At 75.4% G+C, this 24,024-nt stretch carries 25 protein-coding genes and 2 riboswitches; of the genes, 18 read left to right on the top strand and 7 right to left on the bottom strand.

Annotated features, from left to right (window positions below; genetic code table 11):
• Positions 1 to 19: 19 nt before the first annotated feature.
• Complete coding sequence (locus tag OKX07_RS16615; RefSeq protein ID WP_265629096.1) at positions 20 to 2,083, top strand: SpoIIE family protein phosphatase; 2,064 nt, start codon at positions 20 to 22, stop codon at positions 2,081 to 2,083.
• Between the two features lie 18 nt (positions 2,084 to 2,101).
• On the opposite strand, the gene OKX07_RS16610 is transcribed toward OKX07_RS16615, so the two are convergent.
• Positions 2,102 to 2,467 (bottom strand): STAS domain-containing protein, encoded by a 366-nt coding sequence (locus OKX07_RS16610; protein WP_265629095.1) that lies wholly within the window; start codon positions 2,465 to 2,467, stop codon positions 2,102 to 2,104.
• Positions 2,468 to 2,650: 183 nt separating this feature from the next.
• Between OKX07_RS16610 and OKX07_RS16605 the strand changes: the two genes are divergently transcribed.
• The 7 genes from OKX07_RS16605 to OKX07_RS16575 all read left to right on the top strand — a co-directional run bounded on the left by OKX07_RS16605 (position 2,651) and on the right by OKX07_RS16575 (position 9,929).
• Complete coding sequence (locus tag OKX07_RS16605) at positions 2,651 to 3,067, top strand: DUF3151 domain-containing protein (RefSeq protein WP_265629094.1); 417 nt, start codon at positions 2,651 to 2,653, stop codon at positions 3,065 to 3,067.
• Between the two features lie 190 nt (positions 3,068 to 3,257).
• Positions 3,258 to 4,544: an adenylosuccinate synthase gene (locus OKX07_RS16600; RefSeq protein ID WP_265629093.1), complete on the top strand. Its 1,287-nt coding sequence runs from the start codon at positions 3,258 to 3,260 to the stop codon at positions 4,542 to 4,544.
• Positions 4,545 to 4,601: 57 nt separating this feature from the next.
• Positions 4,602 to 5,894 carry a phosphoribosylamine--glycine ligase gene (gene purD, locus OKX07_RS16595; RefSeq protein WP_265629092.1) on the top strand — a complete coding sequence of 431 codons (1,293 nt, stop codon included), beginning with the start codon at positions 4,602 to 4,604 and terminating at the stop codon, positions 5,892 to 5,894.
• 140 nt (positions 5,895 to 6,034) lie between these two features.
• Positions 6,035 to 8,341 carry a fibronectin type III domain-containing protein gene (locus tag OKX07_RS16590; protein WP_265629091.1) on the top strand — a complete coding sequence of 769 codons (2,307 nt, stop codon included), beginning with the start codon at positions 6,035 to 6,037 and terminating at the stop codon, positions 8,339 to 8,341.
• Between the two features lie 75 nt (positions 8,342 to 8,416).
• The gene (locus tag OKX07_RS16585) at positions 8,417 to 9,343 is read left to right on the top strand and encodes a phosphoribosylaminoimidazolesuccinocarboxamide synthase (protein ID WP_265629090.1); all 927 of its coding nucleotides are present in this window, start codon (positions 8,417 to 8,419) and stop codon (positions 9,341 to 9,343) included.
• Positions 9,344 to 9,384: 41 nt separating this feature from the next.
• Entirely contained in the window at positions 9,385 to 9,609 is a 225-nt protein-coding gene (locus tag OKX07_RS16580; protein WP_265629089.1) for a hypothetical protein, read from the top strand.
• Complete coding sequence (locus OKX07_RS16575) at positions 9,609 to 9,929, top strand: type II toxin-antitoxin system PemK/MazF family toxin (protein WP_265629088.1); 321 nt, start codon at positions 9,609 to 9,611, stop codon at positions 9,927 to 9,929. Before OKX07_RS16580 ends, OKX07_RS16575 begins: the two co-directional genes overlap by 1 nt.
• Before the next feature lie 246 nt (positions 9,930 to 10,175).
• Here OKX07_RS16575 and OKX07_RS16570 read toward each other — a convergent pair whose 3' ends face one another.
• Complete coding sequence (locus OKX07_RS16570; protein ID WP_265631946.1) at positions 10,176 to 10,994, bottom strand: DNA/RNA non-specific endonuclease; 819 nt, start codon at positions 10,992 to 10,994, stop codon at positions 10,176 to 10,178.
• A 307-nt stretch (positions 10,995 to 11,301) separates the two neighbouring features.
• Between OKX07_RS16570 and OKX07_RS16565 the strand changes: the two genes are divergently transcribed.
• The 7 genes from OKX07_RS16565 to OKX07_RS16535 all read left to right on the top strand — a co-directional run bounded on the left by OKX07_RS16565 (position 11,302) and on the right by OKX07_RS16535 (position 17,171).
• Entirely contained in the window at positions 11,302 to 12,783 is a 1,482-nt protein-coding gene (locus OKX07_RS16565) for an amidohydrolase (protein ID WP_265629087.1), read from the top strand.
• Between the two features lie 112 nt (positions 12,784 to 12,895).
• Positions 12,896 to 13,183, top strand: a complete 288-nt coding sequence (gene purS, locus OKX07_RS16560; protein WP_227576449.1) for a phosphoribosylformylglycinamidine synthase subunit PurS — start codon at positions 12,896 to 12,898, stop codon at positions 13,181 to 13,183.
• Positions 13,183 to 13,878 carry a phosphoribosylformylglycinamidine synthase subunit PurQ gene (gene purQ, locus OKX07_RS16555; protein WP_265629086.1) on the top strand — a complete coding sequence of 232 codons (696 nt, stop codon included), beginning with the start codon at positions 13,183 to 13,185 and terminating at the stop codon, positions 13,876 to 13,878. The genes purS and purQ overlap by 1 nt, the downstream gene beginning before the upstream one ends.
• A gap of 5 nt (positions 13,879 to 13,883) precedes the next feature.
• Positions 13,884 to 14,921 (top strand): GNAT family N-acetyltransferase, encoded by a 1,038-nt coding sequence (locus OKX07_RS16550; RefSeq protein WP_265629085.1) that lies wholly within the window; start codon positions 13,884 to 13,886, stop codon positions 14,919 to 14,921.
• Between the two features lie 54 nt (positions 14,922 to 14,975).
• Positions 14,976 to 15,704 carry a DUF72 domain-containing protein gene (locus OKX07_RS16545; protein WP_265629084.1) on the top strand — a complete coding sequence of 243 codons (729 nt, stop codon included), beginning with the start codon at positions 14,976 to 14,978 and terminating at the stop codon, positions 15,702 to 15,704.
• Between the two features lie 228 nt (positions 15,705 to 15,932).
• Positions 15,933 to 16,472 (top strand): hypothetical protein, encoded by a 540-nt coding sequence (locus OKX07_RS16540; RefSeq protein WP_265629083.1) that lies wholly within the window; start codon positions 15,933 to 15,935, stop codon positions 16,470 to 16,472.
• A gap of 192 nt (positions 16,473 to 16,664) precedes the next feature.
• On the top strand, positions 16,665 to 17,171 hold the full coding sequence (locus tag OKX07_RS16535; RefSeq protein WP_265629082.1) for a hypothetical protein: 507 nt from the start codon (positions 16,665 to 16,667) through the stop codon (positions 17,169 to 17,171).
• A gap of 55 nt (positions 17,172 to 17,226) precedes the next feature.
• Here the strand turns inward: OKX07_RS16535 and OKX07_RS16530 are convergent, their stop codons facing one another.
• Both OKX07_RS16530 and OKX07_RS16525 read right to left on the bottom strand, forming a co-directional pair.
• Positions 17,227 to 18,486: an O-succinylhomoserine sulfhydrylase gene (locus OKX07_RS16530; protein WP_265629081.1), complete on the bottom strand. Its 1,260-nt coding sequence runs from the start codon at positions 18,484 to 18,486 to the stop codon at positions 17,227 to 17,229.
• A complete protein-coding gene (locus OKX07_RS16525; protein WP_265629080.1) occupies positions 18,483 to 18,926 on the bottom strand; it encodes a rhodanese-like domain-containing protein in 444 nt (147 codons plus the stop codon). The genes OKX07_RS16530 and OKX07_RS16525 overlap by 4 nt, the downstream gene beginning before the upstream one ends.
• 4 nt (positions 18,927 to 18,930) lie before the next feature.
• A riboswitch (SAM riboswitch) is annotated at positions 18,931 to 19,026 on the bottom strand.
• Positions 19,027 to 19,125: 99 nt separating this feature from the next.
• Here OKX07_RS16525 and OKX07_RS16520 point away from each other — a divergent pair.
• Positions 19,126 to 19,665 (top strand): GNAT family N-acetyltransferase, encoded by a 540-nt coding sequence (locus OKX07_RS16520; protein ID WP_265629079.1) that lies wholly within the window; start codon positions 19,126 to 19,128, stop codon positions 19,663 to 19,665.
• A 13-nt stretch (positions 19,666 to 19,678) separates the two neighbouring features.
• On the opposite strand, the gene OKX07_RS16515 is transcribed toward OKX07_RS16520, so the two are convergent.
• Together OKX07_RS16515 and OKX07_RS16510 are read right to left on the bottom strand one after the other, a co-directional pair.
• Complete coding sequence (locus tag OKX07_RS16515) at positions 19,679 to 20,110, bottom strand: type II toxin-antitoxin system VapC family toxin (protein ID WP_265629078.1); 432 nt, start codon at positions 20,108 to 20,110, stop codon at positions 19,679 to 19,681.
• Entirely contained in the window at positions 20,107 to 20,349 is a 243-nt protein-coding gene (locus OKX07_RS16510; RefSeq protein WP_265629077.1) for a CopG family transcriptional regulator, read from the bottom strand. Before OKX07_RS16510 ends, OKX07_RS16515 begins: the two co-directional genes overlap by 4 nt.
• Positions 20,350 to 20,478: 129 nt before the next feature.
• Positions 20,479 to 20,592, top strand: a riboswitch (SAM riboswitch).
• Positions 20,593 to 20,625: 33 nt separating this feature from the next.
• Here OKX07_RS16510 and OKX07_RS16505 point away from each other — a divergent pair.
• The gene (locus tag OKX07_RS16505) at positions 20,626 to 22,074 is read left to right on the top strand and encodes an aminotransferase class V-fold PLP-dependent enzyme (RefSeq protein ID WP_265629076.1); all 1,449 of its coding nucleotides are present in this window, start codon (positions 20,626 to 20,628) and stop codon (positions 22,072 to 22,074) included.
• 165 nt (positions 22,075 to 22,239) lie between these two features.
• The gene (locus OKX07_RS20440; protein ID WP_322746797.1) at positions 22,240 to 23,325 is read left to right on the top strand and encodes a GNAT family N-acetyltransferase; all 1,086 of its coding nucleotides are present in this window, start codon (positions 22,240 to 22,242) and stop codon (positions 23,323 to 23,325) included.
• Between the two features lie 27 nt (positions 23,326 to 23,352).
• Here OKX07_RS20440 and OKX07_RS16490 read toward each other — a convergent pair whose 3' ends face one another.
• Positions 23,353 to 23,958, bottom strand: a complete 606-nt coding sequence (locus OKX07_RS16490) for a pentapeptide repeat-containing protein (RefSeq protein WP_265629075.1) — start codon at positions 23,956 to 23,958, stop codon at positions 23,353 to 23,355.
• Between the last annotated feature and the right edge of the window lie 66 nt (positions 23,959 to 24,024).

The following is a 24,024-nucleotide window of genomic DNA, read 5'->3' as shown; positions in this document are numbered from 1 at the left end:
TCCGCTCGCCACGCGTGGCGTGGGTCACGGCGTCCTCGAGGCGGCTCTGGGCGCGACCCAGGTCCCCGTCGCGCTGCTGCGCACCACCCGCTCGCACCTGCGGGTCACCTGGGTGAACGACGCCCTCGCGCGGGCCGTGGGGTACGACGCGCGCGACGTCGTCGGCGTCGACGTGCTCGGCGACCCGCACGTGCTGCCGTCGGACCCGGACGCCGCCCGGGACGTCGGGGACGGGCCGACCTCCCACCCGGTGGTGCTGCGCCGCGCGGACGGCGTGCAGGTGCGGTGCGTCGCCCACGTGGCACCCGTCCCCGTGGGCCCCGGTGTCCCGCCGGGCACGCTCGTCGCCGCCGTGCACGACCTCACGGCCGAGCTGGCGGCGTCCGCGGAGCAGGCGGCGATCGCCGCCGAGGAACGTCGCGAACGCCGCAGCCTGTCCCTGATCGCGCGCGTCTCGAACCTGCTGACCGACGTCGACGAGCCTCAGGGCTTGCGCGAGATCGCCGATCTGCTGGAGTCCGAGGTCGTCGACCGGGCGCAGTTCTTCCTGTTCGACAACGGGCTGTGGGCCGCCGACGGCCTCCAGCCGTACCGCGGCGCCGCGGGCCGGCACCAGGAGCCCGTCGGCCGCATGCTGTCGCGCTGCCCGCTCGACCCGGTGGGGCAGCTCCTGTCGGGTGCGCGCGACGCCGCGGTCGAGCTCGACCTGGGGGCCGACCACCCCGAGGGCACGTACGCCCGGTGGCTCGCCCGGCGGCTCGGACCCGACGTGGGCGACGCCGACCCGCGGGTCGTCGTGCAGCCGGTCCCGGGGCGTCGGCGCACCGTCGGGCTGCTCGTCGTGCGGCCGCCGGGCGGCGGTGGCCTGGCCGGGTTCGGCGCCGCGCAGCGCACCGTCGTCGACATCGTCGCGCGGCGCGTCGGGCTGTCCGTCGACAACGTCCGGCTCTACGACCGCGAGCACCGCCTGGCCGACACGCTGCAGCGCGCGATGCTCCCCGAGCAGGCCGAGGTCGACGGCCTCGACGTGTGGACGTACTACTCGCCCAGCGCCGACGACGCCCAGGTGGGCGGGGACTGGTACGACGTCCTGCAGATCGACCCGCAGACCGTGAGCGTCGTCATCGGTGACGTCGTGGGCCACGACGTCGAGGCGGCCGCGACGATGGGCCAGCTGCGCTCCGTCGTGCGGTCCTACGCGTTCGACATCACGACACCGGGGCCCGTGCTCGACCGGGTCGACCAGCTCTTCGGCGGCATGCGCATCCCGCGCGCCGCGAGCATGGTCTACTCCGCGCTCCGGCGCGACGACGCGGGCGGGTGGCTCCTGCAGTTCACGCGGGCGGGGCACCTGCCGCTGCTGCACGTCCGCGACGGGCACGCCCAGCAGCTGCGCGGCACGGGCGGGCGGCTCGTCGGGTACGGCAGCGGGGGGCGGGTGACCGACGAGTTCGCGCTCGAGCCCGGCGACGTCGTCGTCTACTACACCGACGGCCTGGTCGAGCGTCGGGACCGCGACCTGCGCGACGGGCTGACCGTCCTGGAGACCGTCGCCGCCGGCGTGACCGCCCGCGACGCGGCCGGCATCGGCGAGGACCTGCTCTCGCGGCTCGCGGACCACCCCGAGGACGACGTCGCCGTCGTCGTGGTGCGGGTGCCGGTGGTCGACGACCAGCTGGCCGGGGCCGTCAGCCCGCGGCGGCGGCGCTGGGCGCTGCCCAGCGAGCCCGCGTCGATCGGGCGGGCGCGCCACGCCGTGCTGCGCACGTGCGAGGCGTGGGAGATCGAGGACGCGTCGAATGCCGAGCTGGTGGTCTCCGAGCTCGTCGCCAACGCCGTGCTGCACGGCTGGGGGCACGTCGCGCTGCAGCTCCACGACACGGGTGACGGCCTGCGCATCGAGGTCGAGGACGCCAACCCGACGCCGCCGGTCACGACCGACGGGCACCCGGGCCGGGTCGGCGGGTTCGGCATGCAGATCGTCGAGCGGCTCGCCGACTGGGGGTGGCGGCAGTCGCGCGACGGCAAGGTGGTGTGGGCGAAGGTGCGTCCGGGCGCGCTGCCGGCCACGCGGCAGACGTAGGGGGACCGAGCGGCGGCGTCAGGCCGGCGCGGGCGCGTCCTGCGAGCCGTGGGGCGACTCGGCGCCCAGCTCGCAGCGGTGGTCGGGGTCGATGCGGAACAGCTCGAGCGCACCGCAGATCTCCAGGACGAACAGGTCGCGGTCGGCCGCGCCCCGCAGCACGGTCGCCCCGCCGCGACGACGGCCCGCGTCGGCCAGCGAGATGAGGAACGCGGCACCGGTGGAGTCCATGAACGTGACGCGGCACATGTCGATGACCAGCAGCTGGCGACGCAGCCCCACGACCCGGGCGGTCACCTCGGGGAACTGGTCACGCTCGGCCAGGTCGAGATCCCCCGCGACGAGCAGCGTCGTGGTGGTGGACGACGTCGAGATCTCGATCATGAGTGGTCCCTGAGCTTCGTGGCGGGCCGGGGTGGGGCCCGCGGGGTCGGGTCCTGGTCAGCCGTTCGACTGTAACGGCGCGTCCCGCGGCACGCGAGTGCGGGTCCGGGTCGCGGCGGTTCGCCCAGGTCCGGCGTCGCACGATCGGCCGTCGGCCCCGCGGCCCGGTGCGAGACTGGCGCCATGACCCACGAGAACCTGCTCGACGGCCCCGCGCCCACCCTGCTGCCCGCCGACGGGCCCGACGGGGCCGCACGCGCCGCGCTGGCGGGCGGCGCCGACCCGCGCGACGCGGTGTCGGCCGCGCCGGCGTCGTCGCTGGTGTGGGCGCTGCTCGCGGAGCGGGTCGCCGACCCCGTCACGTCGTACGCGTTCGCGCGCACCGGCTACCACCGGGGCCTGGACGCGCTGCGCGGTGCGGGCTGGCGCGGCCGCGGCCCGGTGCCGGTCGCGCACGAGCCGAACCAGGGGTTCCTGCGGGCGCTGCTCGCGCTGGCGACGGCGGCCGACGCGATCGGCGAGCCGGCCGAGGGGGAGCGGTGCCGCCAGCTCCTGCGGGACTGCGGCACGTCCGCCGACGAGGTCGCGGCGCTGCGCTGAGGGCAGCACCGAGCGCAGCACTGAGCGCAGGGCCCCCGGCGGGCCCCGCCGAGGTGCGCCCCGGCACTCCGGTACCCTTCGGCGTGGTACGCGTCACTGCCGCGCGTCCTCGGGTCCCCCGCGCCGCGAGCCCGCTCGCGTCCGTGTGCGGGCGGAGCCGTACCGCAGGCAGCGGGGAGTGGTGATCGTCATGCCGGCCGTCGTGGTGCTCGGTGCGCAGTGGGGCGACGAGGGCAAGGGGAAGGCGACCGACCAGCTCGGTGACCGCACCGACGTCGTCGTCAAGTTCAACGGCGGCAACAACGCCGGCCACACGGTGGTCATCGAGGGCGAGAAGTACGCCCTGCACCTGCTGCCGTCGGGCATCCTCACGCCGGGCGTCGTGCCGGTGATCGCCAACGGCGTCGTCATCGACATCGAGGTGCTGTTCGAGGAGATCGACGCGCTCGAGGCGCGCGGCGTGGACACGTCCCGCCTGCTGGTGTCGTCGGCCGCGCACGTCATCGCGCCGTACAACCGCACGATGGACAAGATCGCCGAGCGCTTCCTCGGCAAGCGCCGCATCGGCACGACGGGCCGCGGCATCGGCCCGACGTACGCCGACAAGATCAACCGCATCGGCATCCGCGTCCAGGACCTGTTCGACGAGGGCATCCTGCGGCAGAAGGTCGAGGGCGCCCTCGACCAGAAGAACCACCTGCTGGTGAAGGTCTACAACCGGCGCGCGATCACGGTCGAGGAGACCCTCGAGGACCTGCTGCGCCACGCCGAGCGGCTGCGCCCGTTCGTCGCCGACACCCCGCAGTACCTCAACCGCGCGCTCGACGAGGGCAAGACCCTGGTGTTCGAGGCCGGCCAGGCGACCATGCTCGACGTCGACCACGGCACGTACCCGTTCGTCACGTCGTCCGCGTGCACCGCGGGCGGCGCGTGCACCGGCTCGGGCGTCGGGCCGACGCGCATCGACCGCGTCGTCGCGGTCGCCAAGGCGTACACGACGCGCGTGGGCGAGGGGCCGTTCCCGACCGAGCTGCTCGACGACGACGGCGAGTGGCTGCGCCAGACCGGCGGCGAGTTCGGCACCACCACGGGCCGTCCGCGCCGCACCGGCTGGTACGACGCGGTCGTCGTGCGGTACTCCTCGATGGTGAACGGCCTGACGGACCTCGTCGTCACCAAGCTCGACGTGCTGACGGGCCGCGACCGGATCCCCGTGTGCGTCGCGTACGACGTCGACGGCCGCCGCGTCACCGACATGCCGATCGACCAGAGCGACTTCCACCACGCCCGCCCGGTCTACGAGTACCTCGACGGGTGGTCGGAGGACATCACGGGCGCACGTGACGTCGACGACCTGCCGAAGGCCGCCCAGCGGTACCTGCAGTTCCTCGAGGACGTGTCGGGGACGCGGATCTCGTCGGTCGGCGTCGGCCCGGGCCGCGAGGCGACGATCATCCGGCACGAGCTGACCGTCTGACACCGCCGCGCCGGACGCGCGACCGGGGGTCGCGCGGTCGGCCGGTAGGGTCGCGCCGTGGAGATCCTCGTCGTCGGCACCGGTGCCCGTGAGCACGCCCTCGCCCGCACGCTGTGCCTCGACCCGGCCGTGACCGCGGTCCACGTGGCGCCCGGCAACCCGGGGATCGCGCAGCGCGCGACGCTGCACGCCGTGGACCCGCTCGACGGTCCCGCGGTCGCGGCGCTCGCGACGTCGCTGGGGGTCGACCTCGTGGTCGTCGGCCCGGAGGCGCCGCTCGTCGCGGGCGTCGCGGACGCCGTGCGCGCCGCGGGCGTCCCGGTGTTTGGCCCGTCGGCGCAGGCCGCGCGCCTCGAGGGGTCGAAGTCGTTCGCCAAGGAGGTCATGGCCGCGGCGGGCGTCCCGACGGCGGCCGCGCGCGTCGCGACGACGCTCGACGAGGTCGCCGCCGCGCTCGACGAGTTCGGTGCGCCGCACGTCGTCAAGGAGGACGGGCTGGCCGCGGGCAAGGGTGTCGTCGTGACCGACGACCGGGACGCCGCGCTCGCGCACGCGGCGGCGTGCCTGGCCAAGGAGGGCGGCCGCGTCGTCGTCGAGGAGTTCCTCGACGGCCCCGAGGTCTCGCTGTTCGTGCTGTGCGACGGGACGGACGTCGTGCCGCTGGTGCCCGCGCAGGACTTCAAGCGCGCGCTGGACGACGACCAGGGGCCCAACACCGGCGGCATGGGCGCGTACTCGCCGCTGCCGTGGGCGCCCGCGGGGCTGGTCGACGAGGTCGTCGAGACGGTCGCGCGCCCCACGGTCGCCGAGATGGCGCGCCGGGGCACGCCGTTCGTCGGCGTCCTGTACTGCGGGCTGGCGCTGACCAGCCGCGGCATGCGGGTCGTGGAGTTCAACGCGCGGTTCGGCGACCCCGAGACGCAGGTCGTGCTCGCCCGCCTGGCCACGCCCCTGTCGGGCGTCCTGCTGGCCGCGGCGCAGGGTCGGCTGGCGGACGTCGAGCCGCTGCACTGGCGCGCGGACGCGGCCGTCACGGTCGTCGTGGCGTCGCACGGGTACCCCGGGCAGGTCCGCACGGGTGACCCGATCACGGGCCTCGACGCCGCGGAGACGGTCCCCGGCGTGCACGTCCTGCACGCGGGCACGGCGGTGCGCACGACGGGCGACGACCCCGAGAACCCGCTCAACGCCCCGCTGCTGGTCTCCGACGGCGGACGGGTGCTGTCGGTGGTCGGCGTGGGGGAGACCCTGGCCGCGGCGCGCCGGGCCGCGTACGTCGCAGTCGACCAGGTGAACCTGGCGGGCTCGCACCACCGCACCGACATCGCGCTGGCGGCAAGCCGGGGCTGACCGCCGTCGGGGGTGTGCACTGCGCTGCGACGAACCGGGGCGTTCCCGGCGACGGCCTGCGGGACGGGGGTCGAACCGCACGTCAGGCGGCGTGTCCGCGCATGCTCGCGGGGACCTAGGTCCTTATCGACGGAGCTGACATGCACAACCGCCTGACCGGACGGCGTGGCCTGCGTGGCCGCGCAGCCCTTGTCCTGGTGCTCGCGCTCGCCGCGACCCTCGCGCCCACCGCGGCACACGCGGAACCGGGCGGTACGACGCGCGCCACGGCCGTGGTGCTGCCGGTGTCCGCGCTCGACGGGCAGTTCACGGGGAGCAACGCGCACATCTCGACGCCCTCGGGGACCAACGGTCAGGTCTGGAACAACGTCGCCTGGTACTCCGTGACGCCGACGGAGGACGTGCGGCTGTACGTCCGTGCGACCTCGCCCGAGTGGGACAACACCCTCGAGCTGTGGTCCGGCGACACGTTCATCACGCACAACGACGACTCGTACGGCCTCGACGCGGCCCTGCTGCTGGACCTCACGGCCGGCACGACCTACCAGCTCGGCCTGGGGGGCTACAGCTCCAACAGCCGGGGCTCGGTGACGATGCAGCTCGCCACCCGCGTCCCCTCGGCACCCACCGACCTGACGGCCACGGCCGGCGACGGCTCGGTCGTCCTCGAATGGTCGGCGCCCACCGACGCGGCCGGCGGGATCACGCGCTACACCGTGTACTGCACGCTCCCCGAGAGTGCCGAGCAGGTCTGCACGGAGACCTACGGCACGCCCCCGGGAACGTCCACGACGATCACGGGCCTGACGAACGGGCAGTCCGTCGCCTTCCGCGTCGTGGCGGTCAACCTGGTCGGCGTGTCGGAGTCGTCGGCGACGGTCAGCGCCGTCCCGCGCGCGACCACGACGACGACCGTCACCGTCGACCCGGCCGACCTCGTGGCCGGCCAGACGTTCGACGTGCACGTCACGGTCGGCGCGAGCAGCGGCACCGCCGAGGGCACGGTCGACGTGACCGTCGGCGGCACGACGTACCCCGGCCTGGCGCTGGTCGCCGGTAGCGCGACCGTCCAGGGTCTCGTCGCGTCGGGTGGGCCGCTCACCGCCTCGGCCGTCTACGCCGGCACCGCGACCGTGGGCGAGTCCACGGGCTCCGTCGACGTCACGGTGGCGCGCCGCGCGCACACCGTCACCCTCAGCGCCCTGCCGGTCGACCTGACGTACGGCGACCCCTCGTTCACCGTCACCGGGACGTCGAGCCTCGGCCTGCCGCTGACGTACACGGCCGCCGGTGCGTGCGCCGTCGAGGGCGACGTCGTCCGCCTCGTCGCCGCGGGCACCTGCGAGGTCACCGCGTCCCACCCGGGCGACGGTGACACCGAGCCCGCCGCGCAGACCCTCACCACCGAGGTCGTCGCGCGCACCCAGGTCATCACGATGGCCGAGCTGCCGCCGCTGGTCTACGGCACCTCGGTCCCGGTCCCTGCTGCCGAGTCGAGCGTCGGGCTCCCCGTCACCCTCACGGTCACGGGCCCGTGCCAGATCGAGGACGGGATGCTCATCCCGACCGATGTCGGTCCGTGCACGGTGGTCGCGTTCCAGGACGGCGACCCGGGCACGTCCGCCGGGGAGTCGGTGGAGCGCACCGGCGTGATCGCGCAGCGTGCGGACGTCGTCACGCTCGGCGAGCTGCCGGCCCTGCGGCTCGGGCAGCCGGAGCCGGCTCCCGACGCGTCGTCGCAGCACGGCCTGCCGGTCGTCCTCGAGGTGTCGGGCGCATGCACCCTGACCGACGGGTACCTCACCGCCGTGCGGGTCGGCGCGTGCGTCATCACCGCGAGCACCGCCGGTGACCGGCACACGCTGCCCGCCTCGGCGCGCGTGACGATCGGGACGACCGCGCCCGCGCCGGGGCTCGAGCCCATGATCGCGGCGGTCCTCGAGGACCCGTCCGCCGGTGCGTCCGTCTTCACCGTCGGCCAGGGCCTGCTCCCGGGGTCCGAGGTGACGCTCGTCCTCGGCTCGGAGCCCCGCCTGCTCGCGACGGCCGTCGTCGAGGCCGACGGGTCGGTCCTCGCCGCGGGCGTGCTGCCCGCGGACCTGGAGGTCGGGGAGCACGAGCTCGTCGCGTACGGCACCGCCGCCGACGGGTCGCCTGCGCGCGCCGCGCTGACGTTCGAGCTCGCCGCGGACGGGACGTTCCTCGCGATCGGCGACGCCCGCGTGGTGGCGGGCCCGGTCCCGGCGATCCCCGTCCCCGCGACCCCGGTCCCCGCGACCCCGGTCCCGGCGGCGCCGGTCGTGGCTGCGGCTCCGGCCGCGGCGTCGGCGACGACGCTGGCGGTCACCGGTACACCGGCTGCGTCCGGTGCTGCCCTCGCAGCCGTGTGGCTCGTGCTGGGCACCGCGCTCGTCCTGGTGTCGCGCCGACGCACCGCCCGGGCCTGAGTGCCGCGTCGCGACGTGCGACCGTCCCCCGGTCGCACGTCGCGACGCACCCGTGCCGCAGGCCAGACTGTGCACGTGAACGACGCACCCTCCCCGGTCCCCCCGCTGCCCGGTTGGCGGCACGTCTACTCCGGCAAGGTCCGCGACCTGTACGAGCCCGACGGCTCGGTCGTGGGTGTCGCGCTGCGCGACCGGCACGGTGACGTCGTGCTCGTCGTCGCCTCGGACCGGGTGTCGGCGTACGACCACGTCCTGAGCACGCCGATCCCGGACAAGGGTGCGGTGCTCACGGCGTTGAGCCTGTGGTGGTTCGAGCAGCTCGCCGACCTGGTCCCGAACCACGTCGTGACGACCGACGTGCCCGTCGCCGTCGCCGGGCGCGCGATGGTGTGCCGGCGCCTGGAGATGATCCCCGTGGAGTGCGTCGCGCGCGGGTACCTCACGGGGTCGGGCCTCGCGGAGTACCGCAACGCGGGCGAGGTCACGGGGATCGAGCTGCCCGCCGGGCTGGTCGACGGGTCGCGGCTGCCGGAGCCGATCTTCACGCCCGCGACGAAGGCCGCGCTGGGGGAGCACGACGAGAACGTGCGGTTCTCGGTGGTCGTCGACACCGTCGGTCCCGCCGTCGCCGAGCAGCTGCGGGACCTGACGCTGGCCGTGTACGCGCGCGCCGAGGCCGTGGCGCGCGAGCGCGGCGTGATCCTCGCGGACACCAAGCTCGAGTTCGGCACCGACCCGGCGACCGGCGACCTCACGCTGGGGGACGAGGTCCTGACGCCGGACTCGTCGCGCTTCTGGCCCGCGGACGCGTGGGAGCCGGGGCGGGCGCAGCCGAGCTTCGACAAGCAGTTCGTCCGGGACTGGCTGACGTCGCCGGCGTCGGGGTGGGACCGCGCGTCCGACGTGCCCCCGCCGCCGCTGCCCCCCGACGTCGTGGCGCGCACCCGCGACCGCTACCTCGAGGCGTACGAGCGGCTGACGGGACGCGCGCTCGACCTGTGAGGGCATCGACGGGCCGTGTAGACGAGATGTAGACTGGTGCGATGGCCGACACGACGACCGTTCGCGTTCGCACGACCACACGCGACGAGCTCAACGCGCTGAGCGCCGAGCGCGACGAGCCCGTCGAGGCCGTCATCCGCGAGGGGATCGCGCTGCTGCGACGCGAGCAGTGGCGTCGCCAGGCCGAGATCGACGCCCGGTCCGCTGCGGCCGACGCGGGCGACCGCGCCGAGGTCGCGTCGGTCCTGCGCGACCTGCTCGGCTGATGCGGGGCGACGTCCACCGGGTCCGCGCACCGGCGGACGCGCGCGGCCACGAGCAGCGGGAGGACAGGTTCGCGGTCGTCGTCCTCGCCTCGCGGTTCGACCACCTGAGCACGTGGTTGGTCGTCCCGACGTCGACCCGGGCGAACACGTACGTGTTCCGACCCGAGATCGAGGTGCCCGGCCACGGCCCGACGCTCGCGCTCTGCGACGCGCTCACCGCGGTCGATCCGCAGGCGCGGCTCGGCGAGCACGTCGGCTACCTGACGTTGGGCGAGCTGCAGCGCATCGACGAGGCGCTCACAGGCCTGCTCGACCTCTGAGCGACCCGCTTGCCGGAGCCCGTTCCGCGCCGGGTGCGTGCTGGATTGCTCTCTCACCGGGGTGGGTGCTGGATTGCTCTCTCGCCGGGGTGCGGTGCGTGCTGGATTGCTCTCACCGGGGTGGGTGGTGGATTGCTCTCTCGCCGGGGTGCGGTGCGTGCTGGATTGCTCTCTCGCCGGGGTGCGGTGCGTGCTGGATTGCTCTCTCACCGGGTGGTGAGAGAGCGATCCAGCTCGCCGCGTGCGTCAGGCGCCGAGGTCGACGTCCGGCAGCGCGTGCAGCTCGCGCCACGCGAGCGCCTGCGGTGCGGTCACGCCGAGCACGTCGGCCGCCGGGAGCGGGCCCAGGTCGAGGCCCGTGAGGTCGGCGACGTCCGCGACCGGCACCTGGAACGTCCGGAACGGCCCGAGCGGCGGCGGCGCGTCGACCTCGGCGGCCGCGTGCGTCGCGGCCGCGAGCTCGGTCGCGGGCAGCAGCGGCGTCTGGTCGAGCAGGAACGCGGCGGCGGCCAGGTGCTGCCCGTCGTCGAGCGCCCACACCGCGACCTTCCAGAACCGGCGCGGCAGGCCCACGCCCCGGTAGACCGGGTCGTCGCCGGCGAGCACCGGGCCCGTGAGCACCGTCAGCCGCAGGCGGTGCACGCGCGCGTGCTCCAGCACGTGGTCCTCGAGCCCCAGCCACAGCTCGCGGCTCTGGTTGAACCCCGACGCCTGCGGCGCCGCGTTCGGGTACGCGAACGTCTCGCGGTTGGCCTGCGCCGCGACGCCCGGCGCACCCCACACCGGGTCACGCCGGCGCACCAGGTGCCCGCGGTCGAGGTCGTTGCGCGCGTACAGCTCCGGCCCCGCCTGCTCGCGGGCGGGCACCCGCGGGTCCAGGAACCAGTCGTCGCCGCGCGGGACGTCGCGCAGCGCCCGGCCGTCGACGTTGACGGCCGTCGCCGCCGCGAGCCGGCGGACCGGGTCGAGCAGCACCGTGAAGTGCGTCGACGGCAGGTCCCGCACGGGCTGTGCGGGGGCCGGGAGCGGCACCACGGGGCCGAGGAACGTCGGGTCGTACGCCATCTGCACCCCTGCCACGAGCGGACCGCCGGACGCCACACGGTACCGACCCGGAGGCGTCCGGTGGGTGGGACGAGGCCTCCGCGAGACCGGGCCGAGTCGTCGTCAGGAGGGTCGAAGGACTACTCAGCCCGGTCTCGCACGGGGGTCGTCCCGGATGGTGGGACGCCGCGGCGGTCGGTGGTCGGCGGGTCGGTGGTCCGACGGCGGCGGGGTCGTCGGGCGGGCGCGTAGTCTCCGAGCGTCCCCACCCGCGGCCCCTCCCACGGTCGCCACGCAGCCGTCCCGTCCCCACGTCACGGAGGTCCCGGTGGACGTCTCCCGCGCCCTCGTCCTGCGCCGCGCGCGCCTGCTCGGGCAGGACGCACCCGTTGACGTCGTGCTGCGCGACGGGCGGATCGCCGCGGTCGGCAGCGCACCGGACATGGCGTCCGCCGACGTCGTCGACGTCGACGGGCGGCTGCTGCTGCCGGGGCTGTGGGACCAGCACACGCACCTGACGCAGTGGGCGCTGGCGCGCGGGCGGCTCGACGTGTCCGGTGCCGCGTCGGCCGCGCAGGCCGTCGACCTCGTCGCCGCGCGGCTGCGCACCGACCCTCCGCCCCCGGGTCGTCCCCTGGTGGGCCTCGGGTTCCGCGACGGGACGTGGCCCGACGCGCCGTCGGCGGCCCTGCTCGACGCGGTCGCGGGCGACGTGCCCGTGGTGCTCGTGTCCGGGGACCTGCACTGCGCGTGGGTCTCGACCGCGGGCCTGCGCCTGTTCGGCGTCCCCGCGCATCCCACGGGCGTCCTGCGCGAGACGGAGTGGATGCCGCTCATGGGTGCGCTGGACCACGTGCCCGACGACGTGCAGGACGCACTCGTCGCCGACGCGCTGCGGGCCGCGGCCGCGCGGGGCGTCGTCGGGGTCGTCGACCTGGAGATCGCGGACAACGTGAGCGTCTGGCGGCGCCGGGTCGCCGCGGGCGACCCGGCCGTGCGCGTGCGCGCAGGCGTGTGGCCGCCGTACCTGGACCGCGTCGTCGGCGAGGACCTGCACACCGGTGACCGTGTCGCGGGTGCGCGCGTCACGCAGGGCCCGCTCAAGGTCATCGTCGACGGGTCGCTCAACACGCGCACCGCCTGGTGCCACGACCCGTACCCGGGGGTCGACGGCGCGCTCGCGCACGGTGTGCTCAACGTGCCCGCGGACGAGCTGGTCCCGCTGCTGCGCCACGCGCACGCGCACGGCCTGCGCTGCGCCGTGCACGCCATCGGGGACGCCGCCAACGCGCTCGTCCTCGACGCGTTCGCGGCGACCGGCGCCCGCGGGTCGGTCGAGCACGCGCAGCTCCTGGCGACCGCCGACGTCGCGCGGTTCGCGGCGCTCGGCCTGACGGCGAGCGTCCAGCCCGCGCACCTGCCCGACGACCGGGACGTCGCCGACCGGCACTGGGCGGGCCGCACGCACCGCGCGTTCCCGTTCGCGGACCTGCACGCGGCGGGCGTCCCGCTGGCGTTCGGGTCCGACGCCCCCGTCGCGCCGCTGGACCCGTGGCGCGCGGTCGACGCGGCCGTGTGGCGCACGGCCGACGCGCGCCCGTCGTGGCACCCCGAGCAGGCGATCTCCGCGACCACGGCGCTCGCGTCGTCGGTCGACGGGCGGCCGCTCGGCCTGCGCGTCGGCGACCCGGCGGACCTCGTGGTCCTCGACGACGACCCGCTGACGCTCGCGACGACCCCGGGGGCCGTCCGGACCACCCGCGTCGCCGCCACCCTCGTCGCCGCCACCTGGACCCACACCACCCTCTGACCCCGGCCGGCCGGCGGCACTGCCGTCGACCGGTGGGCGGACGGCCTCCGGGGGAGCGGGTGCGGCGCCGTAGGATCAGCACCCAACCCCCGTCGCGAACCAGGGAGCACCCGTGGGACGAGTCGTCGTCGACGTCATGCCCAAGCCCGAGATCCTCGACCCGCAGGGCAAGGCCGTCGCGAACGCGCTGCCGCGCCTCGGCTTCGGTCAGTTCACCGCCGTCCGCCAGGGCAAGCGGTTCGAGCTCGAGGTCGACGGCCCCGTCACGCCGGAGGTGCTCGAGGCCGCCGCGGCCGCCGCCGAGCAGGTCCTGTCGAACCCGGTGATCGAGGACGTCGTGCGCGTCGCGGACATCGAGGCCGACGCCGCCGCGACCGTCACGTCGCAGGGCCTGGCCTGATGGGTCGCATCGGGGTCGTCACGTTCCCCGGGACGTTGGACGACCGGGACGCCGCGCGCGCCGTGCGCCTCGCGGGCGGCGAGCCGGTCGCGCTGTGGCACGCGGACGCCGACCTCAAGGGTGTCGACGCGGTCGTGCTGCCCGGCGGCTTCTCCTACGGCGACTACCTGCGCGCCGGGGCGATCAGCCGGTTCGCGCCCGTCATGGGCGAGATCGTCGACGCGGCGGGCAGGGGCCTGCCCGTGCTGGGGATCTGCAACGGCTTCCAAGTCCTCACCGAGGCGCACCTGCTGCCCGGGTCGATGATCAAGAACGACGACCTGCACTTCGTGTGCCGTGAGCAGGTGCTCACCGTCGAGAACGCGAGCACCGCGTGGACCAACGCGTACGCGCCTGGTGAGCGGATCACGATCCCGCTGAAGAACCAGGACGGCCAGTACGTCGCCGACGAGCGCACCCTCGACGAGCTCGAGGGCGAGGGGCGGGTCGTGTTCCGCTACCAGGGCGACAACCCGAACGGGTCGCGTCGCGACATCGCGGGCATCGCCAACGCCGCCGGCAACGTCGTGGGCCTCATGCCGCACCCCGAGCACGCGGTCGAGGCCGGCTTCGGCCCCGACGGCCCGCAGGGGCCGCGCTCCGGCACCGACGGGCTGCGGTTCTTCACGTCGGTCCTGCAGGCGCTCGTCGGCTGACGCGCGTGACGGCGCAGGCGGAGCAGGACGTGCGCGTCGAGCACGTCGCGTGGGACGACGCGGACGCGGACGCGCTGCGGGCCGCCCAGCAGGCCGAGCTGCGCGAGCGTTACGACGACGACGACATCGGCCACACGATGACCGGCGACGGGATCGTGGCGATGCTGCTGCTGCGCGTCGACGGCCGTGCCGTCGCGTGCGGCGCGCTGCGTGACGTGTCGGACGAGCATGGTCCCGGCACGGGCGAGCTCAAGCGGATGTACGTGCGCCCCGACGCGCGCGGTCGCGGCCTGTCGCGGCAGGTGCTCACTGCGCTCGAGGACGCCGCCGCGGAGCACGCGCTCGACCGGCTGGTGCTCGAGACCGGTGTGCTCCAGCCCGAGGCGATCGGGCTGTACCTGGCCGCCGGCTACCACCCCGTCGAGAACTACGGCGAGTACGTGGGCGTAGTGGAGTCCCGGTGCTTCGCGAAGCTGCTGCGGCCCGCGTCGTCGCCCGCCACCCCCGCTGCCGGCGAGAGGGCGATCCAGCCCCGGACGCACGCCGGTCCCACCCCGGCCGCCGACGCCGTCGAGCGGGTGACCTGGGACCACCCTGACGCGGTCGCGCTGCGGCGGGCGATGGTCGACGAGCTCGCGCCGCTGTACCCCGAGCACGCGTTCGGCGAGTCCGACGGGTTCGAGCACCTCGACGCCGAGCAGGGCACGAGCGCGGTGACGACGTTCCTCGTCCGGCACGACGGGATCCCCGTCGCGTGCGTGACGCACCGGCGCGCGTCCGCGGGATGGGGCGCGGGCGTCGCCGAGCTCAAGCGGCTCTACGTCGCCCCCGCGGCACGGGGGCTCGGGACCGCGCGCCGGCTCGTCGGCCTGGTCGAGGACGACGCCCGCGCGCAGGGGGCGGCGCGTGTGGTCCTCGACACCGGCATCCGGCAGCCCGAGGCGATCGCGCTGTACCGGAGGCTCGGCTACCGGCCGGTGACGCCGCCCGCGGGTTCCTGGGAGGCGCTCCCCGTCTCGCTGTGGTTCGCGCGCGACGTCTGACAGAGGTCACTGCGACGCCGTGCGCACCGGCGCGGGTCGCGCGAGGGTACGAGGGTGACGATCCGCATCGGCACGTCGGGGTGGTCGTACGACCACTGGGACGGCGTCCTGTACCGCCCGGGTCTCCCGGCGCGCGAGCGGCTGGCGCGCTACGTCGAGGCGTTCGACACCGTCGAGCTGAACGCGAGCTTCTACCGCTGGCCGCGCGAGGCGGCGTTCGCCTCCTGGCGCGACCGGCTGCCCGACGGCTTCACGATGTCGGTCAAGGCGCCGCGCGGGCTGACGCACGCGCGTCGGCTGTACGGGCCCGAGGTGTGGTCGGAGCGGATCGCGCGCTCGTGGCACGAGCTGCGCGGCCACCGCGAGGCGCTGCTGGTCCAGCTGCGGCCCGACGCGCAGCGCGACGACGCCCGCCTGGACTACTTCCTCGGCACGCTGCCGCCGTGGGTGCAGGTCGCGGTCGAGCTGCGGCACCCGTCGTGGCAGACGGACGCGGTGTTCGACCTGCTGGCCCGGCACGGCGCCGCGTACTGCGTGGTGTCGGGGGCCGGGATCCCGTGCGTCCTGCGGGCGACGTCCCGGCTCGTCTACGTGCGCCTGCACGGGCCCGACCACGAGCACCTCTACGCGGGCTCGTACTCCGACGACGACCTGCGCTGGTGGGCCGACCGCATCGGTGAGTGGTCGGCGGGCGGGCACGACGTCGTCGCGTACTTCAACAACGACGGCGGCGGGCACGCGGTGCGGAACGCGTGGACGCTGCGCGGGCTGCTGAGCGCGTGACGCAGGCTGGATCGACCTGTCACGGGGTGGGGCAGGGCTGGATCGACCTCACGCCGGGGGGCGGGGTGGGTGCGGATCTCGGGGGCGCGGGGGCTGGCCTCGGTGCGGGTGCTGCCGGTAGCGTGTGCGCATGTTCTCGACCCGGGTGTGTTGTCGCTGACCTGACGACCCCGCGCGCCTGTGGCCCCGCCCTCGCTGCGCACCCGAGCTCGACCCGAGGACATCCCCGTGGCACAGCACGTTCTCGCGCCCGTCCGCGCGACCCGCACCACTCGTCCCGCCCGCCCCGCAGCCCCGACGGTCGAGGTGGTCGGGCACGCGCCGCGCACCGGCGCGACCGAGTTCCGGCTCGCCGCTGACGCGCTCGACCCCACGACGCTCGCGCTCGCGGCCGCCCGCGCCGACGTCGTCCGGATCGTCCACTCCGCGGCCCTGCCGACCGTCGCCGCCGTCCGCGCGCTCGTCAGCGTGCTGGAGGACGAGGTCCGGGCCGTCGGCCGGGACCGTGACGACCTGCGGCTCGTCCTCGAGGTCGAGGCGGTCGTGGCCGCCGACGCCGCGGACGCCGCCCGCCGCCGCACGTCCGTCGCGTACGCCGAGGCGTTCGCGGCGCTCACCTGGTCGCCGTCGTCGACGTGGCTCGTCGCGCCCGTCGGCCGGCTGACGCAGGACGCGGCGGCGCTCGCGGCGCGCACGGGTGTCGACACGGTCGCTCTGGCGCTCGTCGGCGGCTCCCGCCACCACGCGGCGGCGATCGCCGCAGGCTGAGCACGACGGCCCGACCGCGCCCGACGACGGCCCGCCGACGGCGCCGCGACGGCACCGCGACGGCCCCGCGACCGCCGCTCGGCCTGTCGACCGCGACCGTGCGGGTGAGGCGCGACCGGACCGGTTCGTCCGGGTTCGTCCCTTCGGTGGACGGGGGTGCCGCCGCACAGGTCGCTGCGCTACCGTCCCGCCATGCGACTGAGACGACGCCTCGCTGCGGTCCCCTTCCTCCTGCTCGCGCTCGCGGCGTGCTCCGACGACGCCGCACCGGAGCCGACGGCGGCGCCGGAGGACAGTGCGTCGGTCCCCGCCATCACCGGTGAGGGCCGGGGCGGGACCGAGCTGCCGTCGGTCGAGGACCAGCAGGGGGCGCTCGGCGCGGCGGGCGACGCGACCGAGGTGCTCGCGGCGCCGCTGGCCGAGGGTGCGACCGAGACCGCTCAGGTCGCCGAGGCGACAGCCGGGCCGCACCTGCTGCGCGTCGCCTGCACCTCGAAGGACGGCGCCCCGGTGATCGTCACCGTCACCGCCGCCGGCGCCGAGCTGACGTCCTACCAGGCGCCGTGCACCCCCGTCTTCCAGGGCGGCACGACGGTCGCGGACAGCGACCCGTTCGACGTGCCGGCCGGCGCGCTCGACGTGAGCGTCGTGGCGGCGACGGAGGCCGTCGTCGCCGTCGGCCTGGTCGCAGCGGGCTGAGCGGCGCAGCGGGCTGAGCGCCGCAGCGGGCTGAGCACCCGCCACGCCCGAGGCGTCAGGCCCCGAGCGTGGCGAGTGCGTGCCCGAGGTCCTCGCGCAGGTCCTCGACGTCCTCGAGGCCGACCGACAGCCGGACCGTCGCCTCGCCGATGCCGACCGCCGCGCGCCCTGCGGGGCCGAGCCTGCGGTGCGTCGTCGTCGCCGGGTGCGTGACGATCGACTTGGCGTCGCCGAGGTTGTTGGAGATGTCGACGATGCGCAGGGCGTCGAGCACGCCGAACGTGGCCTTCTTGGCGACCTCGGGCGGCGCGTCCTGCGGGACGGCGAGGTCGAACGTGACGACGGTGCCGCCCCCCGACTGCTGCGCGCGCGCCAGGTCGTGCTGCGGGTGCGACTCGAGGAACGGGTAGCGGACGCGCGCGACGCCCGGCTGCTCCTCGAGCCACTGCGCGAGCGTCTGGGCGACTGCTGCCTGGTGACGCACCCGCAGGCTCAGCGTCTCCAGGCCCTTGAGCAGGACCCACGCGTTGAACGGCGACAGCGACGGTCCGGTGTTGCGCAGCAGCGTCTGCACGGGTCCGCGCACGTACTCCGTCGATCCGAGGATCGCCCCGCCCAGGACCCGGCCCTGCCCGTCGATGTGCTTGGTCGCGGAGTACACGACGACGTCGGCGCCGTGGTCGAGCGGGCGCGAGAAGACGGGGGTGGCGAAGACGTTGTCCACGATGACGGTCGCACCCGCGGCGTGCGCGAGGCGGCTGACCTCTCCGATGTCCACGAGGTCCTGCATCGGGTTGGACGGCGTCTCGAAGAAGACGACGTCGGCCGGCGTGGCGAGCGCCTGCTCCCACTGTGCGGGGACGTGCCCGTCGACGTAGTCGGTGCGCACGCCCCACTTCGCCAGGATCTCCTCGAAGATCACGACGGACGAGCCGAACAGCGCGCGGGCCGCGACGATGCGCGAGCCCGAGCGGACGAGTGCGGCGAGCGACGTGAACACCGCGGACATCCCGGTGGCGGTCGCGTAGCAGGCCTCGGCGCCCTCGAGCAGGCGCAGGCGCTCCTCGAACGTCGTGACGGTCGGGTTGCCGTAGCGGGAGTAGAGGAACCGGTCGACCTCACCGGCGAACCCCGCCTCGGCCTGCGCAGCCGACGCGTAGGCGTAGCCCTGCGTGAGGAAGACGGCCTCGGACATCTCGCCGAACTCGCTGCGCACCAGCCCGCCGCGCACGGCGAGCGTGTCGGGCCGCAGGGCGGTGCGGTCCAGGCGGTGGTCGTCCCAGTCGCCCGGGCCGGGCGGCGGTGCCGTGCTCACGGCTGCACCCAGGGCAGGCCGTCGGCGCGCCAGCCCACGTGGCCGCGGTGCCCGTCGGGACCCGTCGCGCCCTCGAAGCCCTCGAGGACGTTGTACGCGGGCCCGTACCCGGCGTCGGTCGCGGCGCGCGCGGCGCCGATCGACCGCTGCCCCGAGCGGCACAGGAACACCACGGGGCGCCCGTCGCCGGGCGTCACGCCGGCCGCGGCGATCTGCTCGAGGAAGCGCGGGTTCGGCTGCCCCGACGGGTAGGACACCCACTCGACGAGCGCGGCCTGGCGGCCGAGGCCCCGCAGGTCCGGCACGCCGACGTAGCGCCACTCGGCGTCGGTGCGGACGTCGACGAGCACGGCGTCCTCGCGGTTCTCCAGCAGGTCCCACGCCTCGGTCGGCGTGATGTCCCCGGCGTAGCCCGGGGCGGGACGTGGCTGCACGCTCATGGTCCTCCCATCGTCTGGCGGTAGCACCCTCGGCCACGGTTGCCCGTGCGGGTTGCTGCGGCGTCGTCGAGCCAGATCTCTCGGCCGCTCTGGATGGTCGAGGGGATGCTACGCCACGGGTGGTGGACGTCGGCGGGGTGTCTCACGTCGCGCGTCGTCCACTGCGCCCGGTCGGGGAGGCGTGCCAGGCTGGGGCGCGATGGACGCCCCCGACGACCTCGTGCTGCGACCCGTGACGCCCCACGACGTGCCGGCGCTGACGCGGCTGCTCCACGAGTCCTACGCCGACCTGGCGGCCCGCGGCCTGAACTTCACCGGCGCGAGCCAGGACGAGGTGACGACCGCGAACCGCAGCCTCGGGGTCGGTGCCTCGTGGGTGCTGGTCGACCCGACGGGCGCGCTGGTCGGCACGGTCACGGCGACGAGCCCGCCCGGGCGCGGCATCAAGGCGCTGACGGGCCTGGCCCTCGAGCCGGACCGCGTGTGGCTCAACCAGCTCGCGGTGCACCCGGACGTGCGCGGCCGGGGGCTGGCGACGTTCCTGTGGGGGGTCGTGCGCGAGTGGTCGCGCGCGCGGGGCATGCGGTCGGTCGGTCTCGACACCGCCCAGCCCGCGGGGCCGCTGCGGGAGATGTACGGCCGGTGGGGGTTCGTCGACGCGGACGTCGTGCAGTGGCCCGGCAAGTCGTACCGCAGCGTCGTGATGGTGCACGACCTGAGGCGCCCCCGCGTCGCCTGACCCTCGCAGCGCCTCATGCCTCGACGGCGACCTTCCAACGCAGACCGGGGAAGCGCGCGAAGTCGCGGTCCTGCGAGACCCACGTCGCGCCCTGCTCGACCGCCACGGCGGCGTGCTGGGCGTCGGCCACGAGGTTGCCGCGGGCGTCGGCGGCCCGGCACAGGTCGGCGACCAGCTCCCAGTGCCGCGAGCCTGGTGCCACGCGCACGGTCCCGGGGTGCGAGCGCAGCTGCTCGACGAGGTCGAGCGCGGTGCGCAGCGGGCTGGGCCGGACGAAGACCCGGGGGTGCGTCAGGACGCGCACGGTGCCGCCGAGCACCGCGTCGGTGAGGCCGAGCGGCTCGGGTGCCTCCACCGCGGCCTCGAGCCAGGTGCGCAACGCGTCGTGCCGCGCGGCGTCGGCACGGAAGGCCCCGACGAGGACGTTGACGTCCGGCAGGATCACCGGCCCTCCACCAGGTCGAGGAGCGCGGCGGAGTCGTCCAGGTCGACGCCCGCCAGCACGCCGCCCGTGCCGACGGCGTCGATGCGGAACGGTGTGCGGTCGGTGGTGCCGGCACGGAACCGGGCGAGCTCGGCCCGCAGCGCGTCCTCGACGACGGAGGTGACCGTCCGACCGGACTGCGCGGCGGCGGCCTTGACGTCCCGGTACAGGGCGTCCGGCAGGTGCAGCGTTGTTCGCATGCAGAAAAGCATACGCACCGGATGCGGGTATGGCGAAGCCCGCCGGCGCGACATCATGCGAGACGGTGCGTCTCGCATGATGAGAGTCTGCGTTGACACGGATGCGCCGTGAGGCCGATCCTCGTCCCAGGTCATGAGCGCCAGCGTCAAGCCCCGGCTCGCTGGCCGGCAACCCTCCTCCGCGGTGGGGTGCCCCGGGTGACGACCTGGCCGCGCCCCGTTCGGTGCCGGCAAGCGCGGGACCTGCTCGGTCCCCGGACGTTCCGGAGGAGCACCATGACGACGATCACCGAGCTGTTCGCGTGTGTCGACGAGGTCTCGGGCACGGCGACCGCGACCTCGGCCCCCGCGTCGCCCGTCGGTGCCACGCCCCTGCTGCCCGTCGTCGGCGCGGCCACGACCGTGCCCCTCGTCGACGGCACCAGCCGCACCTACGCCAACCTGGACTGCGCCGCCAGCGCCCCGGCCCTCGAGGCCGTGAACGACCGCGTCGTCGAGGTGCTGCCCCTGTACGCGTCCGTGCACCGCGGCGCCGGCTACCTGTCCCAGGTGTCGACCGCGCTGTACGAGACGTCGCGGCAGGCCGTCGCGCGGTTCGTCGGCGCGCGCGAGGACGACGTCGCCGTCATCACGCGCAACACCACCGACTCCCTCAACCTGCTCGCGGGCGTCGTCCCGGCCGGTGGTGCGGTGCTCGTCCTCGACGTCGAGCACCACGCCAACCTGCTGCCGTGGGTGCAGCGCAGCGGCGGGGCGCAGGCCGGCACCGGTCGCATCGCGACGATCCTGCCGCTGGAGCCGACGGTCGCCGCGACGCTCGACGCCCTGCGCGCCGAGCTCGCGCGCCGCCCGTACGCGCTGCTCACGATCACCGGCGCGTCCAACGTCACGGGCGAGGCGCTGCCGATCGACCGCGTCGTCGAGATCGCGCACGCGGTCGGGACGCGCGTCGCGGTCGACGGCGCCCAGCTGGTGCCGCACCGCGGCTTCTCGCTCGCGGAGACCGACGTCGACTACGTCGCCTTCTCCGGGCACAAGACGTACGCGCCGTTCGGCGCCGGCGCACTCGTGGGCCGCCGGGACTGGCTCGACACGGGCACGCCGTACCTCGCAGGGGGAGGTGCGGTGCGCGACGTGCGCGCGGACCGGACGGTCTGGCAGCCGGCCCCGGCGCGGCACGAGGCCGGGTCGCCCAACGTGCTGGGCGCGATCGCCCTCGCGCAGGCGTGCGACACGCTCGCCGCGCTGCCCGCCGGCGCGCTGGAGGAGCACGAGCAGGCTCTGCGGTCGCGCCTGGTCGCGGGCCTCGAGGCGCTCGACGGGGTGCGGGTCGCCCGCATCTGGCCCGACTCGTCCGCCCCGGTGGGAGTCGTCACGTTCACCGTCGCCGACCTCAACCCGGGTCTGGTCGCCGCGTACCTGTCCGCCGAGCACGGCATCGGCGTCCGCGACGGCCGGTTCTGCGCCCACCCGCTGCTCGCGCACCTCGGCGCGTCGCACGGTGCCGTCCGCGCGTCGGTGGGCGTGGGAACGACGGCCGAGCACGTCGACCGGCTCGTCGACGCCCTCGCGGCCCTGCTGCGCCGCGGGGCGCAGGCCGAGTACGAGGTCGTCGACGGCTGCTGGACCGTCGTCGACGACACCCGCCCCCTCATCGAGGTGCAGGGCCTGGACCACCTGGCGGCCACGGCGGCGGCGGCCTGCGGCCCGGCCCTCGACGACTGACGACCCACACCCGGCCCCACCACCCACGCCGCCGAGCGCGGTGGTCAACGGTCGAGCGCGGGAGGAACGAGTACGGCGCTCGGCGGTCGAGTGCCGCGCTCGGCGGTGGGGTGCTGGGGTGGACGGGTGGCGACGGGTTCTCCGGGGCGGTGGCAGGAAGGGCGCGTGCTGCACGAACTGACGCTCGACGGTCATGGTGTCCGGCTCGTCCCGTTGGGGGTCGAGCACGCGGGCGCGCTCGCGGGGTTCGTCGACGCGCGCGTGTGGGCCGGCATGACGTCGGCGACTCCGCGGGGCGTCGACGACGTGCGCGGGGTCGTCGAGCAGGCGCTGGCGACGCCCGCGCGGTACGCGTTCGCGGTGCTCGTCGACGACGAGGTCGTCGGGTCGACGTCGTACTACGACGTCGACCTGCGAATGGGCCGGCTCGAGATCGGGCACACGTTCTACGACCCGCGCGTGTGGGGCACCGACGTGAACCCCGCGTGCAAGCTGCTGCTGATGTCGCACGCCTTCGAGACGTGGGACGTCGCGCGGGTGGCGTACCGCGTCGAGGCGCGCAACGCGCGGTCGATCGCGGCCGTCACCAAGCTCGGCGCGCGCCCCGAGGGTCGGCTGCGCGGGCACCGCGTCGCCGCCGACGGGACGCGCCAGGACTCGCTGTACTTCTCGGTCCTCGCCGACGAGTGGCCGCACGCCCGGGCGCGGTTGGAGGCCCGGCTCGCGGGGCAGGCGGTCACCGACGAGCGCACGTCGGTGCTCCTGCTGGGCGGGCGGTCCGGCGTCGGCAAGTCGACCGTCGCGTCCGCCGTGCACGACCTGCTCGTCGCGCGCGACGTCCCGCACGCCGTCGTCGAGGGCGACGCGCTCGACCTCGCCCACCCCGCCCCGTGGGAGCACGGGGTCGCCGCGGCCAACCTCGCCGACGTGTGGCGCCGCTACCGGGCGCTGGGCCACCGGCGGCTCGTCTACACGAACACCGTGAGCGTCCTCGAGGCGGACGCCCTGGCCGCGGCCGTGGGGGACCGGCCGCGCGTGACGTCGGTGCTGCTCACGGCGTCGGACGCCACGGCGCGGGAGCGGCTGGGTCGGCGCGAGGACGGTGCGTCGTACGACGCGCACGTGGCCCGCTCGGGCGCGGCGGCAGTGCGTCTCGAGGCTGCAGCGGGGGGCGACGTGCACCGCGTCGCCACCGATGGCCGCATGCCGGCCGAGGTCGCCGCGGAGGTCGTCGCGCTCGCGGGGTGGTGAGCGGCGACCGCGCGCGAGCGGACCGCCTCAGTCGTCGACGACGAGCCCCACGTGGCGCGCGAGCAGGGGCGCGAGGTCGAGGAGCTGGTCGGGTGTGACCTTCGCACCGCCGAGCCCGCCGACGCCCTCGACCACCGACAGCCGCGCGCCGCGCAGGTCGCAGTCGGCGAGCCGGGTGTCGGTCGTGTCGAGCCGGCGCACGTCGCAGTCGACGACCACGAGGCGGCGCACGCGTGCGTGGCTCAGGTCGAGGTCGCCCAGCGTGACGTTCTCGAGCCGCAGCTCCTCGACGGTGGACTCGCGCAGGTCGAGGTAGTCGATCTTGCCTCCGACGACCGTGACCCGCGTCCACGTCGACGAGAACGCGGTGAACGCGCCGATGCGCACGTCCGTCATCGTCGCGTCGCGCCATGTCGACGACGGGGCGCGCAACGCCCCGGCCCGCACGGCCGTCCACGACGTGTCGAGGACGCGCGCACCGTCGAGCACGACCCCCTCGAGGTCGCAGTCCTCGACCTCGCAGTCGAGGAACCGCGCGCGTGAGGCGTCACGCCCCGTCAGGTCGAGGCCGCGGAACGCCATGGCGTCGAGGTCGGCGTCGGGCTCGAGGTCGTAGGCGTCGCCGCTCAGCATCCCCCGAGCCTGCCACCCCGCACGGACACGCGGTTGCCGGATCGCTCCCTGCCGGACCGGTAGGAG

This window comes from Cellulomonas sp. S1-8, from assembly GCF_026184235.1.
Taxonomy (GTDB): Bacteria; Actinomycetota; Actinomycetes; order Actinomycetales; family Cellulomonadaceae; genus Cellulomonas.
Note: the sequence above shows the minus strand (reverse complement) of the source record. Positions and strands in the feature narration are given on the sequence as shown.